This is a genomic window from Pseudomonas sp. 50_B (assembly GCF_017491625.1).
Classification (GTDB): Bacteria; Pseudomonadota; Gammaproteobacteria; order Pseudomonadales; family Pseudomonadaceae; genus Aquipseudomonas; species Aquipseudomonas danubii.
Genome location: NZ_JAFGYX010000003.1, coordinates 365226 through 382174 on the forward strand (window position 1 = coordinate 365226; position 16949 = coordinate 382174).

Consider the following 16949-nt stretch of genomic DNA (forward strand, 5'->3'; position numbering starts at 1 on the left):
TCCTTGTAGTTGTTGGGCATCAACCCTTGAGCGCCCCGGCCGTGAGACCGGAAACGATTCGGCGCTGGAAGATCAGCACCAGAATCACCAGGGGGACGGTGACCAGCACGGATGCGGCCATCAACAGTCCCCAAGGCAGCTCATGGGGACTCCCGCCGGAAATCAGGGCGATGGCGACCGGCACCGTGCGCTGGGTGTCGGTGAGGGTGAAGGTCAGGGCAAACAGGAACTCGTTCCACGCGGCGATAAAGGCCAATAAGCCCGTGGTGACCAGTGCCGGCCAGAGCAGCGGCAGCAGCACACGAGTCAGCGCGACCCAGGGCGAAGCGCCATCCATGATTGCCGCTTCCTCCAGTTCGTGAGGGAGTTGCCCCATGAACGTGGTCAGCACCCAGACCGTGAAGGGCAGGGTGAAGATGGTGTAGCTCAGGATCAACGCCCAAGAGGTGTTGTACAGACCCAGAGCGCGGATCACTTCGAACAGCCCCGACAGTACAGCGACCTGGGGAAACATCGACACGCCGAGCACCATCATCAATACCGTGCCGCGGCCACGGAACTTCACCCTTCCCAAGGCATAGGCGGCCGTCACACTGAGGAACAGCGCCAGGGTCACCACGCACAGTGCGACCATCAGCGAGTTGCCGATCGCCCGCAGGAATGAGGCTTGGTGAAGTACCGCCGCGTAGTGGGAGAAGTCGGGGCTGTCGATCCAGTAGCTGACTGCGAACAAGGCACTGGATGGCTTGAGTGAGGTCAGGATGGCGTAATAGAAAGGGAACACCGCATACAGCAACAGCACCCCGATCAGGCACCAGAATCCGCAGCGCAACAGCGCTTTTTTGAGGAGGCGCGGGCTCATGCTCGAACCTCCATCTGACGGCGTCCGAGGTACAGGTAAAGCGTGGCGATGAGCGCAACGACCAGAAACAGCAGAGTCGAGGCCGCGCTGCCATAGCCAACATCCTGGAACTCCACCAGGTGTTGGCGGGCATAGACCGACATGCTCATGGTGCTGGACGAATTCGAGGTCAGTACATAGATGACATCGAATACCCGCAGGGAGTCGAGGAGGCGGAAAATCGCGGCCACCAACAGTGCCGGCATCAACAGTGGCAGCGTGACGCGCCAGAACACTTTCAGCGGATGAATCCCATCGACCCTGGCGGCTTCGTAGCAATCGCTCGGCAACATCTGCAAGGCCGCCAGCATCAGCAGCGTGACAAAAGGCAAGGTCTTCCAGACGTCGACGATGATCACTGCCCACATCGACAGATCCGCATCTGCGGTCCAGGCCAGAGGCGCGTCTATCAGTCCGAGGCTGAGCATCAGGTGATTGATGATGCCGAACTGGTCATTGAGCATCCATGACCAGATCTTGGCTGAGACAATGGTAGGAATCGCCCATGGAATCAGGATCAGCGCACGCACCTGGGAACGGCCTGTGAACTGGATGTTCAGCAGCAACGCCACCAGCAGCCCCAGGACGACTTCCAGTCCCACCGACACCAGGGTGAAATACAACGTGTTGCGCACAGCGTTCCACCACTGTGGATCGACCAGGATGCCCGACCAGTTGGAACCGTCGTGGAACAGATAATTGCTCAAGCCGACAAAGGTGCCGCCAGCGGTGTCTGCCAGGTTGGCGTCGGTCAGGCTGAACCAGAATGTGCGCAACAGCGGCCAGGCCGCCACCAGGGCCAGACACAGCAGCATTGGTGTCAGAAACAGCCATGCGGCGCGTACTCGGCGACGCTGTAGGGGCGTCTCCCGGGTGAGCAGGAGCGCGTCACTGGAGAGGTGGGTAGTAGAGACAGACATGGTGATTTCCTTCCCTGTGGCTTACCAGTTCCGACGTTTGATGCGTGTGAGTTCGCTTTCCAGTTCGGCCAGTGCCTGGTCGACAGGCAATTCGCCCGCCAGTACGCCATGCACGCGATCGAAGAACGCATTGGAGACCCGTGGATAGCGATCGGCGGTTATGGCGGCGGGGCGCATGACCCCATCGTTGAGGATGCTGTGCAGTTGAGCGTAGTAAGGCATGGCCGCGAGCAGTTCGGGATCCTGATACAGCGACTCGATCACCGGGTTATAGGCGCCTATCAGGGCACGGCGTTTTTGCTGTTGGGCGCTGGTCAGGTAGCTCACCAGCTCTGCGGCCAGTTTGGGCTGGGCGCTGTAGCGCGATACCGCCAGGCCCCACCCGCCGAGGGTGGATGCATGGTTGCCGGTCTCGCCGCCTCGGGGCAGGGGAGCGACCCCAACCTTGTCTTTTACGGCACTGTCCTGGCTTTGCACCAGGGCCCAGACATAAGGCCAGTTACGCATGAACAGCGCATTTCCCGACTGGAATACGCCACGTCCTTCTTCCTCGGTGTAATTGAGCACGCCACGCGGGGAGATGTCTCCTATCCAGCTTTTGGCCAGGGTCAAGGCAGCTTTTGAGGCCTGGGTGTTAACGATGATGTCTCCTCGTGGATTGACCAGTCCGCCTCCCGGCTGGCTGCTGATCCACTCCAGCGCATTGCACGTCAGCCCTTCGTAGGCGCGTCCCTGAAATATGTAGCCCCACACATTGGGGTTGCCGGCATCGCGCTCGGCCTGTTGCACCTCTCTGGCGGTAGCGGTCATTTCCTCCCACGTCTGGGGAACCTGCTTGTTGTACTTCTCGAGCAAGTCCTTGCGGTAATACAGCAGACCCGAGTCGGTGAACCACGGCATGGTCACCAGCCGTCCGTTGACTGTGGCGTTATCAATCTGGGCCTGGAAGTAGCCCTGGGTCGCGTCGGCTGGGAGCCCCTCGCGCAGATCCATCAGATGTTTGGCCAGCATCCCCGGCCACACCATATCGATTTGAATGATGTCGATGTCGGTGGACTGCGCACTGAGGATCTGTTGGTAGAACGACAACCTCTCGGTCGCCGAGTTGGGCGTGGAAACCACCTCGACGTGGTTGCCGGTCTGCTTCGACCACGCTTCGACTGCCTCCTTGCAGAGTTGCAACTCTGCACCTACCGCACCGCACGAGATCGTCAAATCAGCTGCGCTGGAGACAGACACAAGTCCGGCACTGAGGGTGAGCAGCACTGCTGGAAGGAGAGATTTCAGCTGTTTCATGAAGGCCTCTTTATTTTTGTTTTTAGAGAAGTTAACGTTAACACGGCAAATGTAACAGCACATTTTTGATAAGGCATCTTTTTTGTCGATTTGGACCCTCACCACTCGCGAAAAAGCGCTCTGTCGCTGGAACAAAACAATAAAAATAAAACAGGGAAATCCACATGCAGAAAGCATCAAGATGGCTACTTGCAGGCGTGCTCAGCAGCTCGGCGGCGACCTCTCAGGCCGCAACTCTGGAAGAGCGCATGGCCGCGTTCGAGGCCCGCGCCAGTGCAGCGGAAAAGCGCGCAGCCGCAGCCGAACAGCAAACCCAGGCACTCGCCAGAGAATTGCAACAGATCAAGCTCGCCACCTCCGCTTTGCAGCCCGCAGCATCCACTGCATCCCAGGCCACGAATCCCGTTGTGGACACCCGACTGGCAAAACTCGAAGCCCGCCAGGAAAGCATGGAAAAGCAGGCCAGCACTTCAAACCTGGCTGATGGATTCAGCTTCAACGGCTACGCCCGTTCCGGATTGCTGATCGACGAGGGGCTTGGTGGTGGCCGCGGCGGCCCTTATACAACTCCGGCCGGCTCAGTGGGCGGTGCGGTCGGGCGGCTCGGTAACGAAGACGACACCTACATGCGCATAGACCTGTCGAAAGAAATCTATGCGCAGAATGGCACCCGCTCCAAATTCACGGTCTCCATCGCCGACGGAGTGGAAAGCTCCAACGACTGGACCGCCGACGAAAGCAAACTGAACGTGCGCCAGGTGTTCACAACGCTCGACCATATTGCTGCGTTCAAGGGCAATCCCGTGTTCGAGAACGCCACCCTGTGGGCAGGCAAGCGATTTGACCGGGATAACTTCGATATCCACTGGATGGACTCGGACGTCGTCTACCTGGCCGGTACCGGCGGTGGAATCTACGACGTGCAGATGAACAAGGATTGGCGCTCGAATTACTCCTTGATCGGGCGTAGCTACGGGGATTTCAGTCAAGGGGGGCTCAATGCCGATGTGGCGAGTTACATCCTGACCTCCAACCAGTTCTTCGAGGAGGGCCAGTGGCAGTGGATGTTCAATGGCATCGGCGCAAAGAAAAACGATTTCGGTACCCGCACCAATAAAGCGGGTTTGACGCCCGCAGATTCCGGCTTGCACAGCATGCTGGCCAATCACCAGAAAAACTTTTTCGGCAGAGAAGGCTTCTTCAAAACGGCATTGCTCTATGGGCAAGGTCTGGGGGCAGAGGTCAAGAACCTTGGTTCGGATGGTGAACTGATTGACGAGGCCCGGGCTCTGCGTCTTGCTCTTTACGGCGAGACCCCGATTGCGCCTGACTGGCGCATCGGCCCCAGCTTGCTGGCCGAGCAGAGCAAGGATAGATACGTCAAGGGTGACGACTACCGCTGGCTGACCCTGAACATGCGCTTGGCCAACACCATCAACAGCAACTTCGAGATGGCCTACGAACTGAGCTGGCAAACCATGGACCTCGACCCCAAGGGCTATCTACAACGTAATGCGGTCGACGGTAACTTCTGGAAATTCACCGTCGCCCCAACATTCAAGCTTGACGTTGGAGACCTTCTCACACGTCCGGAAATGCGCGTGTTCGCAAGCTACATGAATTGGTCGTCAGATCTGGACAAGTACAGTACCTCAGACGCCTTCGGCAAGACGGACTTCAACGCCGGCGGCGTATGGCAATACGGCGTACAAATGGAAACCTGGTTTTAATAGTTGAACGCGCCGGCAAACATGCCTTCAGTGCATCTGCCGGCTGTTGTTGCACTGAGTAAGAAACTACCGGTCGGAACTGATCAGCCAGCAGTTATCCCGGTACCAAAACATTGAGGAAATGAGATGGTATTGCCTCGCGCGGTCATATTTGGCGAAGCCCTGATCGACCTTGTCCAAGGCACGCCTGGACAGTGGAAGGGCTACCCTGGTGGTGCCCCCTGGAACGTTGCACGAGCCTTAAGTCGCTTGGGTGTCAGCAGCGCTTTTGCTGGGTCGGTGAGCTTGGATTCGTTGGGTGACGAGATCGTTTTGCAGTCGGAAGCGGCAGGATTGGATAGGCGCTTTATCCAACGAGTCGATCGAGATCCTCTGGTTGCCATCGTTCCATCGAGCCGTCCTCCAAGGTACTTTTTTGCTGGAGAGGCCGATCTGTTTTTTGATCCGGATCTGATGCCCGAAGGATGGCTCGAGCAAGCAGAGCTGTGTCATTTCAGCTGCATCAGTTTAGCTCGGCAGCCACTTGCAGATACGCTGGTTAACATTGCTCAGCAGGCCAAAGCAGCCGGTAAACGGGTTAGCTATGATCCGAACTGGCGCAATTTAATGGGTAGTCATTATCGGGAGCAGACCTTCCCGACCATGACCAGCCTTGCTGACATGATCAAGCTGTCCGACGAAGACCTGCGGCACATTTATCCAGGGCTGAGCGAGCAGCAGGCAATGCATGAGCTTCGCGCGCTTAATCCTCAGGCGCAGATATTGTTGACTCGAGGGGAACACGGGATGACCCTCCACACCCCGGACAGCCAACTCGATCAGCCGGCTATTGCCGTGAACGTGCAAGACACGGTTGGAGCAGGGGACGCTTGTATGGCCGGTTGGCTGGCTGCAGAGTTGTTGGGGATCGCCGGCTTGAGAGAGCGCCTGCGATTTTCAGCGGCTTGCGCATCCATATCCTGCCGCCATGCCGGAGCCCATGCTCCTTCGCTAGCTGATGTGGAAGGTTTGCTCACTACCTAGCGTTCAGTTGGAAGCGTTGCTCAATCGCTGAAGCTCAAGTTGCCTGGCGGCACTGGCTTCGAGGTTGGCACGCTCTTCATCCAGATACTGATAAATGCTCTGGAGGTTGGCGATCTTCTGTGTGATTTCTGCCATCTTCTTTTCGATTAACTTAGCGCCTTCAGCACAATCGATCTGCTTGTTGCGTTGCGCATCCAGAATCTCGCCTATTTCCCCCAGGAAAAACCCCATGCTTTGCGCGCGCTGGATAAAGTCCAGATCTTGCAGGGTTTGCGCTGTGTAAACGCGATAGTTGTTCGTTCGCCGCTGCGATGAGATCAGGCCGATTTGCTCGTAGTAACGCAGCGTATGGCGACTGGCGCCACTGCGGGCCTCGATTTCACCGATCTTCATAAAACATCCCTTGACTGTAGAGTTGGGTCGATAGTTTACGCTTGATTTCTTACCTTAAACAAGGAACGGGGAAATGAGCGTGGAGTGCTTTGTCACGGGGGGTACCGGCTTTATCGGCCAACATCTGGTGGCTCATCTGAGTGCAAAAGGTCACACCGTTCGGGTGTTGATGCGGCGCCCAGAGCGACTGACCGAATTGCGCGAGCAAGTGGTCAAATTGGGAGGGAGTGCAGCCCGGGTATTTGCCGTAGCTGGCGATCTGGAGCGGGACAACCTCGGTCTGAGTCCTGCTGACCGAGAACAGCTAAGGCAGGCCAGGGTCGTATTTCACCTGGGCGCCCACTTCGCCTGGGGGCTGTCCTTGGAGCAGTCTCGTGCGGTGAACGTAGAAGGGGCAAAGCGGGTGGCGCTGTTGGCGGTGGAGCAAAAGTTTGTGGCCACAGCCGCACCGGGCACATCCTTGACGGCCAGCCGCTGGTGGAGCTGATACGCAACCTGATACAGGGAAAGCTCACTGCCGTGCCCGGTACCGCCAAGCACTGGCTGCCACTGGTCACCGTGGATTACCTGGTTGAGCTGATGGTGGTGAGTGCTTTTGATCCTGCCATGGTGGGCCAGGAACTGCTGGCGCTGGATGAGCAAACGCCCAACTTGCGAGAGCTGCTGGTACAGGTGGCACAACCTTTGGGCTTGAAGCCTCCCAGGCATCACATTCCGCTGCGATTGCTGAAGTTGCTGCTGAGCATTCCTCCCGTTGCCCGGTTTATGAATACAAAACCCGAAGCCTTGGACTTTATCCAGACCACTCGTTTTGATACGGCGGCGGTCGAGCAGTTTGCCAACAGCCATGGAATCGCCAAGCCGGATATACGTCAGTCCTTGCAGCACACCGCAACGTTCGTCAACTCATGCTGCATAGCCAAGGGCTAAGCCCGCCAAGTTCGCCCTTCGGGGCGACACCGCAGTCATCCGCACTATGCTGCGGCAGGTGCGGTGGTGCTGATGGCAGTGTCGAATCCAAGGCGTGCGGCTGAAGTACGCCTTTACACTTCAGAGGGCGATCAGCTTCCTGCTCGGGTCTTGCTGCATAAAGAGCAGGATGTCGAAAACCCGACCCGGTTCGACTTGAAGGGCAGGGTGATCGCTCTTCTGAACGGCCTTGATCAATAACTCCTTGTTTTGCCCCCAACAGTGGCCAAGCGAGAAGGGCAGTCTGCAGAGCTTCTGACCGGCAGCTTTGAGGGTGTCGCTGGGGAGCAGGTACTGAGTGCTACTGAATCCTCGAAAGCCCGCGTGCTTCAATCCATTCCTGACCTGGCTATCCAGTGCTGGCATGAATCCCGTTATGAGGAGTAATGCTTTCATGGGGTAGGTGACGTTGGTGTTATTAGCGAACAGCGCGTCTGCCAACATCCTCAAGACGCCGAGCAGCTCTACATCAAAGTGAACCGCTGACGGATACATCCCCTCGGTGGTGAAGATCCGTCGATCTTCGGATGACAGCGCGAATGCCCCCAGTGGGTGAGTGTCAAAACGGACAAGCTTGGCGTGCAGGTTCGGATTGCAAAGCCCGGCTGCGGCTTCAGCCGGCAGATGCAGTATTGGGGCTTTGCGCGAGCCAGCGCCCCAGTTCAACAAAGCATTTCGAAGCTCGTCGGCTAATAATTCGGCGTTATGCGGTGTAAGTGTCGCCAGGTAGGCCTTGGAGACCTCCCTAACCCGAAAGAAGTCCTCATGGTAGGAGGAATTGAAGCTGTTGATCGCTGAACGGATATCTTGCTCTTCACCAATCACTCTAAGCATGTCTGATCCATTGAATAAGGCGGGCAAGCACTTTTGATTTGCGCCCTGGGGGTGATGAAATAGCGCAGCGTCCGGCGCCTTGCTCAAACTGTGGAGCTGAATGCTCATGAATTGATGTTCATGAGCATTCAGCTCCCTATGGGGCGGCCTCTTTTTCGGGTCGCTTTTTTCGGGCCGCTGCAGCGCGTGCAGATTGAATGCGCTTGTCTCATTCGTGCTAGACCGACGCAGCTCACCCCTGGGTGATTGACCCTGCCTGCTCTTGATAGCCTTTGCGCAGTTTCTCCGCGATCAGCTTTTCTGCTTCACGCAAAGCGCGTTCGGGACTGTCGAGGGACTTGATCAGGGTCTGGCCCTTGGTGCCGATACGGCCGAAATTCACCGTCACCTCAGCCTCGGCGACGCCGATACGCCAGAACTTGTTGGAATTGCCCTCACCAAAGGTGAACTCGCGCATCAAGGGTGTCGCTTCAGCGGTGACTGGCGGCTGGGCTTGGATCTCGATGGTTTCCTCTGGCTGTTGCGGTTCTGGAAGTGCAACGGCTTCCTCGCCCCTGAGTAACGCTTCGATGCGATTGAGCACCTCTTCTTGGTCGCGCAGCCAGTCATTACTGAGCACGTCGATGATCTTCCAACCAAAGCTGCGCAGCACCGTCGGGCGGAAAATGTAGCGCTCACGTACGTCAGGGGCGGCCGCGGTATCACTGTCCAGCAGTACGCCGAGGCTGAAGTGTTCACCACTGGCGTCACTGATCGCGAGGTCGCAACGGAACTGCGAACGTCCGACATATTCCTGAACCGAATGCCCGCGCTTTCGCAACGCGGCAGCGAGGGCACCGCGCAGGTGATCCTTGGGCAGGCTGACGGCAAAGGACTGCTTGGCGCCTGGATTGAGGTTGGCGAGGATACCCTGGGAGCGCGGCGCATCCCCGCTGGCGCTGGCCTGGGCGAACTGCAGGAACGCGCGCAGTGCGGCGGCACCATCGTTGTGGGTGTTGGTGATGGCTTCGGACTCAATGCTGGAGACAATCGCCATGCGCTTGCGGGCGCGACTGAAGATCACATTGAGGCGTTTTTCCCCACCACGCTGGTTGATCGGGCCGAAGTTCATCAGCATCTTGCCGTTCGGTCCTGGCGCGTAACAGATGCTCAGGATGATCACATCACGCTCATCCCCCTGGACGTTTTCCAGGTTCTTGACGAACAGGCCATTGAATTGCCCGGCATCTTCACGCACGTACTCGCGCTCAAGCCGTGTGGCAAAGGCCGAGTCGCCGCTGGCCAAGTCTTCCAGGGCCTGCTCGATGGCGCCTTGCTGGGCCTCGGAAAAGGCCACGATACCCAGGCTCAGACCCGTTTCCCGTTGCAGCAGCTCCCGTACCAGATTGGCGATGTACCGCGCTTCGGCCAGGTTGCTGCGGCTGAGGTAGACACCATCGGTCATCTTCAAGAAGCTGATCGGGCTGTCGAGCAGCGCGTCGGCGCCGCGGATGACGGCCTGGGCGTCCGTGGAGTCCAGTGCGGTTTGGGCCGGGGCAGGGCGCTCGATACGACGGTCGGGAATGGTGATCAGCCGGCCTTCGTAGAATGCCGCGTTAGAAAAGCTGATCAAGGCTTCGTGGCGGCTGCGGTAGTGCCAGGCCAGGAGGGTTGCCGGCAAGTTTCGCGCGGCTTGGCTCAGCAGGCTGTCGGCATCAAGGTTGATTGCGATCTGCTCACCATCCTCCATGGCAATCAGTTCGTTGTCGTCCTGGTCGCCGGCACTGGAGAAGAAGTTGGTCGGTGGCAATTGCATCTCGTCACCGACCACAATCACCTGCTGCGCACGGCTCAGTGCCGGCACGGCTTCTTCGCTGGGGATCTGACTGGCTTCGTCGAAAATCACCACGTCAAACAGGTCCGGGGTCAAAGGCAGGGTGTCGGACACCGACAGCGGGCTCATCAACCAGATGGGTTTGAGGTCGTTGATCACGCGGCCACTGTCGCCACTCGCCATTTCGCGAATGGAGCGATAGCGCATGGTCTTGCCCAGTTCATGTTCCAGTTCACGTCGGCCTTTGGCGTAGGCTTTCTTGAACTCCCGGGCCTGGGCGTCGAGTTGAGTCACCGACATCGCCGATTGCTTCACATGCTCCAGAAAACGCTGGTGCAACGTGGCGCTAAGCACCTGCGCGTTGCTTTTGAGCAGGTTGCATTCAGCCTGGCTGACCTCGCGCGCAGCCAGACTCAAGGCCGGGCCGTCGAAGCGCGCCAGCTGCGGATTGGCGCGGTACAGGCGGGTCAGGTTTTCCTGGGCAATCAAACCGTCCAGTGCGCGTTGCGCCAAGGCGTACTGTTGCACGACCGCCAGGCAGACAGGATCGGCTTGGTGCAGCTCATTGAGCAGGGGCAGGGTGTCGGGCAGCTCGTCGAGTTCTTCACGCAGATCGCGCAGGTACTCGGCCAACTCGACCAGGCTCAGCGCCGGGTCGAACACACAATGTTGCGCGACCAGCTCGGCCAAGCGCGCCACCGGCTGGCGCAGGCTGGCTTCATGGCGTACACCGGACAGAGCGTCGGGATCACCCCGCAGGCCCTCAACCCATTGGCGCAACAGCGGTGATGCGCTCAGTTGCTGGAGCAAGGCTTGCAGGTTGTGCAGGAACAGGTCGACATCCGGGATGCCGTAACGCGCTTGCAAGCGTTGCTGCTCGGCGTGCAGCTCGGCAGTGACGCGATGCTCGCGGGCCAGGTTGTCTAGCACGCTCCCGAAACTGGGTCGAATCGCGTGCTGACTGAAGTCGTAGCGTCGTTGCAATTCACCGCGCAGCCGCCACCAGGCCGGTTGCAGCCAACGCAGCAGCGAGCCTTCCAGCCGCTGTAGCAGATCGATGGCAGCCTGGGTGTCCTGGGGCGCGAGTTTTTCACGCCAGTGGTGGGTGGATTCACGGGCGTTGTGTTGCTGTACGGCCAGTGCGTGCAGCGCGGCCTGCTCGGCGTGCAGCGCTTGGGCGCCGGATGAGCCCGGTTCCAGCAGGTCGAGGTGCGCTGCCAGGTTGGCGCTGGTCAATTGTTCGGCGGCCTGGGTCAGCACGCACGCATCCGCCAGGCGGGTGTCCCCGGACAACAGGCTCGACGATGACTCCAAAAACTGCTCGACGCTGTCCATCAGCCCACTGGCTTCATCCAGGAACGCCTTGAGTTGGCCGTAGGCATGTTCGTGGGTAATCAGGCTTGAGGCCAAATGGCTGAAAGGATGACGTGCGAAGCTGTCGAGGCCGAAACGTTCTTTGATCGCCTGATACACGCGCCCCGTCAGCTCGCTTTGTGCCTGCCACTGACGCCATTCGGGTAAACGTTCCAAGGCTTCGGGGGGCAGCTTGGCAGCAACGGGCGGCAGTTCGATCAGATGCCGTACCAGCTCGCGTACCGAACATGCCAAGGACTCCGGCACCCCACGCATTGCCTGTTCAAAGCGCTCGATCAACCCCAGCTGTTGACTCAGGCCAGCCAGCAAGGCGTCGCGCCGGGCTTGCAACTGCGACGACTGCGCATCACCGGCGATCCAGCGCTCATAGCACTCGCGCAGGTTGCTCACGAAGGCCTTCTTGTCGGTCTGGGAATCGTGGATCAGGCAGCACAACTCACCCAGTTGACTTTGTTGCAGGCGATGGAACACAACGTCCAGCGCTGCACGCTTTTCACAGACAAACAGCACGCGCAGGCCACGAGCGGCGTAGTCCGCGATCAGGTTGGTGATGGTCTGGGATTTGCCGGTGCCTGGCGGTCCCTGGATGATGAAGTTACGCCCGGTACGGGCCAGGCTGACGGCAGCATTCTGCGTGGCGTCGCCCGCCACCACGTTCCACTGTTCGGACAACGGGGTCGGCTCGGGGGCCTGGACCTCGACGTCCCGAGGCTCGATGGAGAACATCCGGTCAAAGGCTTCGTTCTGCGCCGGTTCGTCGATCAACTGCGCATAGTCACGCACCAGCGACATCTTTCGATAATTGAAGTTGGCCAGGGTCACCTGGGTCAGGTCTATGTCCCAGGCGTAGCGATGCCCCTGGTTCTCGGGCATGGCGAAGGTGCTGTTTTCGGCGCTGCTGGCAACCATCTGAGGGTGTTGGTTGCGCAGAACGGGCTTGGCGCCTATGGCCAGACGCAGCGGCAACTCGCTGGGCAGCACCTTTTGCTGGAACAACTGCAGGCCCAGCGGACGGAAATCTTCGCGGTCGTAGCTGAAATCCGGCTTCACCAAAGGCGTCGACATGCGCTGGCGGGCACGACGGCGCTGGAAGTGGTGCAGATGCTGCACGGCTTTTTGGTGGATCAGTTCGATTTGCGGTTTGCTTTGCAGGTGTAACTCGACGCCGGGTTCGGTCAGTTTGATCTGGCGCGCAATATCGGCGTGGATGTCTTCCACCGAAGTCTTTTGCAGGTCGACGGTTTCCGGCAACTGGATGTCGTAGAGCTGACGCAATTGATGACGCAGTACCGGGTTGAATTCGGCCTCGGTTTCGTCGCACTGCAACACGAACTGGTCACGCACCCCTTTTTTGCGACTCAACTCTACCGGCAACCACAGCAGCGGGGTGACGATGCGTTCTTCCGGCGTGTCCTTGAGGTTGTGCCAGCGCATGAACGCCACCACCAGGCGAAGGTTGCTGAAGCCGAATTCGGCGCGGTCGCGACGGGTTTCCTGGATGATGCGCTCCAGCGACGCCTGCAGCCAGGTCTGGTCTTCGAACCGTAGCCATTGCTGCAGGCCGACAGGTTTGCCGCCCAGCACTTGTTCGGAGAATCCGCCGAAGGTGGGTTGCCAGGTACACAGCGCTTCGGGCCGGATACTTTCAATGCGCATCACCAACGGAACGCTGGCCACGGTCAAGTTGACGCTGGTCTGGGTCGGCCGGAAATACAGCAGGCGATTGCGACGCGAAAGGTCAAACAAGCGGTTGCGCAGATGTTCCAGCACCACAGTGCGTCGCGAAGCCGGGCCTTCGGCCTGGGCCAACACACGCTCGACATCCAGGCTGGCCGGCTGTTCGCGCCAGGACTCCAAGCGGCGTGCCAGCGAGCCCACATTAGTGGCGCGTTCATGGCGGTTGAGCTCGGTCATCTCGACGATCAAGTTGGCCAGCACCGGGTTGAGCCGGCCATTGAGCTGGAACAGGTTGCGCCGGTGCGCGGCAAACGACTTGAGGTCGTTGATGTCGGCAAAATCCAAGCCGCAGGCCAGGCACGCGAGCAACTGACCGAGCTGGAAAATATCAGTGATTTCGTCGTGATGCCCGAGCCGATGTTCCCAACTGTGCAAGTCCGTGAGGAACACCGGATGGTTGATGGGCTGTTGCGGGTCTTCCTGGACTTGCAGGTCGGTAATGGCCACGCCGGTTTCCGAATCCCGGGTCAGGCGGACCTTGCCGACGATATTCAGCGCCGACTCTGGATTGGGCTGCACCTGCCTGATCGCCTCCAGCGCCAGGCGCGGCGACTGGCCGTCGGGGTGGCGCAGTTGCAGGGTGCGTTCCGGGCCTAGCACCACATCCAGGTAACTGAGCTGGGCGACATGCCCCCGCTCATGCAATTGCGCCACCTGACGCAGCAGCGGCAGCGCCAGGAACAGCACATCGTCGATGGGCACGGCGGCGCCATCGTGACTCTGCAGCAATTGAGCGAAGTTCAGCGGTTGAGTTATTGGGTCCATGTGTCGACCTCCGCCTTGAGCGCACGAACAATCGGGTCGAGCTCACGTTTGGGGAATTTGATATCGCGCTTGAGCACGTTGATGAAGTCGTCGGCGCTGCCGAGTTTTTTCGCCGTGCGCGCGGCATGCAGCAAGGCTTCATCCCGCAGGTCACGGTCGACCAGGCACAGGTCGAGCATGATGTAGTGCAGGTATTCGTGAATGCTCGCGTCGATGCGCTCGGCATTCAGCGTGCCGAGGTCCAGCGGTGTTTCAGGCGCCTTCCAGTCGGGAAAGAAGCCGCGCACCTGATTGAGCACCGCCTCGGACTGCAACACCGTGTTGCCGATGAAGCGGGCGATGAAGCCGCGGGTGAGGGCGGTCAACTCGACCTGGTCGGTCACGTCCAGACGGTTGAGCGACAAGGGCCCGCGCAATCGGCGGTGCAGCCAGGCGTCGGTATCCGGGAGCTGTCGCCACCAGCTTTCCACCGCTTGGGAGCGCAGAAAAGTCTCCGGATGGGAAACGCCCTGGGACAACGGCGCATCCTTGCCATCCAGTTCGCGGGCCTGCTGTAGATAGCTGGCGGCATCGACGCTGAGAATCCCGGTGTGGACCTTGACCAGCGAGGTGATGGAGGCTTGCGCACAGCCAGCCGCCAGCGCCGCCCCGCGGTCGGCGTAGATTTCGGTGTGCAGGCTATATAAACGTGCGGTCTGTTCCAGGCTCGCAGGCGTATACACATCGGCCATCGCGTGATTGAGAATCCGCTCGGCGGTGAGGTAGTCGCCCTCGTGCTCCGACCACAAGCGGTAATGCGCCAGTTCATGCCCCAGCAACGCCAGCAGCTCCTGAGCATCGAGCCGTTCAAGGATCGGCCCGTAGAACACCACATGCACCTCACCGGCCAGGTAATACAGGCTGGCATTCATGGTGCCATCGCCGGCCTGGTAGAGGGTCGCGGGGGCCTCGATCTGCAGGCGTTGCAACGCCGTCTCACAGGCCTGATAGGCCTGCGAGTGAGTTTCCGGGCTCAGGCGATAGGTGTCTCGCAGCAATTGGGCGCGCACATCCTGGGCGTGTTCCTGCTGAACGCCCAGCGACGAGGCCCAAGCCCACACCGCAGGTTCACTGGTTTTCAGGTAGTCGACCACCTGCTGGTGGTAAGGCAGTGGCGTCAGGCTGGCGATATCCAGCGCGGGGGTACTCATCGTTCAAACATCCTTGAGGATACGGCTCCATGAGCTGCGCCTGCGCAGCAGAGGCTTGGGCTGGCATCCCGGTATCAGTGATCAGCAATAAAAAGCGGAGCATACCTAGGGGTTGCTGAAATTACTTGTGAAAGTGCATAACCCTTTCGATCGACGCAAAAGCTGCTCCAGCTCATGGCGCCCAGTGGCCCGATTCGCTTGAATACGCGCCCGCATCGCCTGGCCAAACAAGAGGGCCGCCGGAGCGCAACCAAACACAAGAACGCAATACTTCGAAAGGACTCGGCATGTCGTTATCGCGCTGTCTATCTGGCCTGTCCAACTTGTTGCACTACCGCCGCGAATGGTTTCGCGCCGACCTGCGGGCCGGGTTGTCCGTGGCGGCTATCCAGATCCCGATCGCCATCGCCTATGCGCAGATTGTCGGCCTGCCGCCACAGTACGGGCTCTACGCCTGTGTGCTGCCGATGATTGTCTATGCCTTGATCGGCAGCTCGCGGCAACTGATGGTCGGCCCCGATGCCGCCACTTGCGCCATGCTCGGCGGGGCCGTGGCGCCTTTGGCCATGGGCGACCTGCAGCGTACCGTCGAATTGTCGATGATCGTCACCGTGCTGGTGGGCCTGATGCTGATCGCCGCCGGGATCGCCCGAGCGGGTTTTATCGCCAGCTTCTTCTCGCGGCCGATCCTCATCGGCTACCTCAACGGCATCGGTCTGAGCCTGATCGCCGGGCAAATGGGCAAGGTGGGGGGGTTCAAGATCGAAGGCGACGGCTTCATTCTGGGGTTGGCGGACTTTCTCCAGCGGCTGGGGGAGATCCATGGCCTGACCCTGGCCGTTGGCCTGGCCAGCCTGGGCCTTTTGATCTGGCTGCCGCGACGCTACCCGCGGCTGCCGGCAGCGCTGCTGACGGTGGCGCTGTTCACCTTGCTGGCCGGGCTCTTGGGCTTCGACCGCTTCGGGGTGGCGATCCTCGGCCCTGTGCCGGCCGGGATTCCCGAGTTGTCCTGGCCCAAGACCAGCCTGGAGGAAAGCAAGAGCCTGCTGCGCGACGCGCTGGGCATCGCCACCGTGAGTTTTTGCAGCGCCATGCTCACTGCCCGCAGCTTCGCGGCGCGCCATGGCTACGCGATCAACGCCAACCATGAATTCATCGCCCTGGGCCTGAGCAACCTGGCGGCCGGAGCCTCCCAGGGCTTTGCCATCAGCGGCGCGGATTCGCGTACCGCGGTCAATGACATGGCCGGAGGCAAGAGCCAGTTGGTGGGCATCATCGCCGCCCTGGCGATTGCGCTGATTCTGCTGTTTTTCACCGCGCCCATGGCGTGGATTCCGCAGCCGGCCCTGGGCGCGGTGCTGTTGATGGCGGGCTGGGGCCTGCTCGACGTCAAGTCCCTGAAGCAAATCTACCGCCTGAGCCGCTTCGAGTTCTGGCTGTGCCTGCTGACCACTGTCAGCGTGCTGGGCCTGGGCGTGCTGCCGGGCATCATCTTCGCCGTGACCCTGGCCATCCTGCGCCTGCTGTACAGCATCTACCAACCCACCGACGCGGTGCTGGGCTGGATGCCGGGCATCGAAGGCCAGGTGGACATCCGCCAGTACCCGCAAGCCCACACCGTGCCCGGCCTGGTGGTGTATCGCTTCGACGACGCGATCCTGTTCTTCAACGCCGACTACTTCAAGATGCGCCTGCTCGACACCGTGCAGCGCGAGAGCCAGCCCGAGGTGGTGCTGTTCAATGCCGAGGCGGTGACCGATATCGATGTCAGCGGCATCGCGGTGCTGCGGGAAATCCGCGAAACCCTGGCCGCCCAGGGCATCTACTTCGCGATCGCCCGTGCTCGCGGTACTTTCCTGACGATGCTGGAACGCTCGGGGATGACCCGGGAAATGGACCGCCAATTGCTGTTCAGTTCGGTGCGTTCGGGGATCAGGGCCTACCGCATATGGCGCAACAGCATGCGCGGCAAGCAGTGATGCAGAGGAGGGTGGCCGGCAGGGA

General features: G+C 59.9%; 10 protein-coding genes and 1 pseudogene. 4 read left to right on the forward strand and 7 right to left on the reverse strand.

What is annotated here, in order from left to right; genetic code table 11:
* Window positions 1-19 precede the first annotated feature (19 nt).
* Genes J5M73_RS06620 through J5M73_RS06630 form a run of 3 tightly spaced genes read right to left on the reverse strand, consistent with a single transcriptional unit; the run spans window position 20 to window position 3117 of the window.
* Window positions 20-862 carry a carbohydrate ABC transporter permease gene (locus J5M73_RS06620; protein ID WP_102865031.1) on the reverse strand — a complete coding sequence of 281 codons (843 nt, stop codon included), beginning with the start codon at window positions 860-862 and terminating at the stop codon, window positions 20-22.
* Complete coding sequence (locus J5M73_RS06625) at window positions 859-1821, reverse strand: sugar ABC transporter permease (RefSeq protein WP_207815182.1); 963 nt, start codon at window positions 1819-1821, stop codon at window positions 859-861. Before J5M73_RS06625 ends, J5M73_RS06620 begins: the two co-directional genes overlap by 4 nt.
* A gap of 21 nt (window positions 1822-1842) precedes the next feature.
* The gene (locus J5M73_RS06630; protein ID WP_207815184.1) at window positions 1843-3117 is read right to left on the reverse strand and encodes an ABC transporter substrate-binding protein; all 1275 of its coding nucleotides are present in this window, start codon (window positions 3115-3117) and stop codon (window positions 1843-1845) included.
* Between the two features lie 164 nt (window positions 3118-3281).
* Between J5M73_RS06630 and J5M73_RS06635 the strand changes: the two genes are divergently transcribed.
* Both J5M73_RS06635 and J5M73_RS06640 read left to right on the forward strand, forming a co-directional pair.
* Window positions 3282-4847 carry a carbohydrate porin gene (locus tag J5M73_RS06635; RefSeq protein WP_115580039.1) on the forward strand — a complete coding sequence of 522 codons (1566 nt, stop codon included), beginning with the start codon at window positions 3282-3284 and terminating at the stop codon, window positions 4845-4847.
* Window positions 4848-4973: 126 nt separating this feature from the next.
* Window positions 4974-5870 (forward strand): carbohydrate kinase, encoded by an 897-nt coding sequence (locus J5M73_RS06640; protein ID WP_207815185.1) that lies wholly within the window; start codon window positions 4974-4976, stop codon window positions 5868-5870.
* A 3-nt stretch (window positions 5871-5873) separates the two neighbouring features.
* On the opposite strand, the gene J5M73_RS06645 is transcribed toward J5M73_RS06640, so the two are convergent.
* Window positions 5874-6263, reverse strand: a complete 390-nt coding sequence (locus tag J5M73_RS06645; RefSeq protein WP_102865026.1) for a MerR family transcriptional regulator — start codon at window positions 6261-6263, stop codon at window positions 5874-5876.
* Window positions 6264-6336: 73 nt separating this feature from the next.
* Here J5M73_RS06645 and J5M73_RS06650 point away from each other — a divergent pair.
* Window positions 6337-7193 (forward strand): annotated as a pseudogene (locus J5M73_RS06650) (SDR family oxidoreductase).
* Window positions 7194-7313: 120 nt separating this feature from the next.
* Here the strand turns inward: J5M73_RS06650 and J5M73_RS06655 are convergent.
* The 3 genes from J5M73_RS06655 to J5M73_RS06665 form a co-directional block, all read right to left on the reverse strand.
* Window positions 7314-8174 (reverse strand): hypothetical protein, encoded by an 861-nt coding sequence (locus J5M73_RS06655; protein WP_102865025.1) that lies wholly within the window; start codon window positions 8172-8174, stop codon window positions 7314-7316.
* A gap of 124 nt (window positions 8175-8298) precedes the next feature.
* The gene (locus J5M73_RS06660; RefSeq protein ID WP_207815187.1) at window positions 8299-13755 is read right to left on the reverse strand and encodes a WGR domain-containing protein; all 5457 of its coding nucleotides are present in this window, start codon (window positions 13753-13755) and stop codon (window positions 8299-8301) included.
* Window positions 13743-14945 (reverse strand): M48 family metalloprotease, encoded by a 1203-nt coding sequence (locus tag J5M73_RS06665; protein WP_102865023.1) that lies wholly within the window; start codon window positions 14943-14945, stop codon window positions 13743-13745. Before J5M73_RS06665 ends, J5M73_RS06660 begins: the two co-directional genes overlap by 13 nt.
* A 287-nt stretch (window positions 14946-15232) precedes the next feature.
* On the opposite strand from J5M73_RS06665, the gene J5M73_RS06670 reads away from it, so the two are divergent.
* A complete protein-coding gene (locus tag J5M73_RS06670) occupies window positions 15233-16924 on the forward strand; it encodes a SulP family inorganic anion transporter (protein ID WP_207815189.1) in 1692 nt (563 codons plus the stop codon).
* Window positions 16925-16949: the final 25 nt, after the last annotated feature.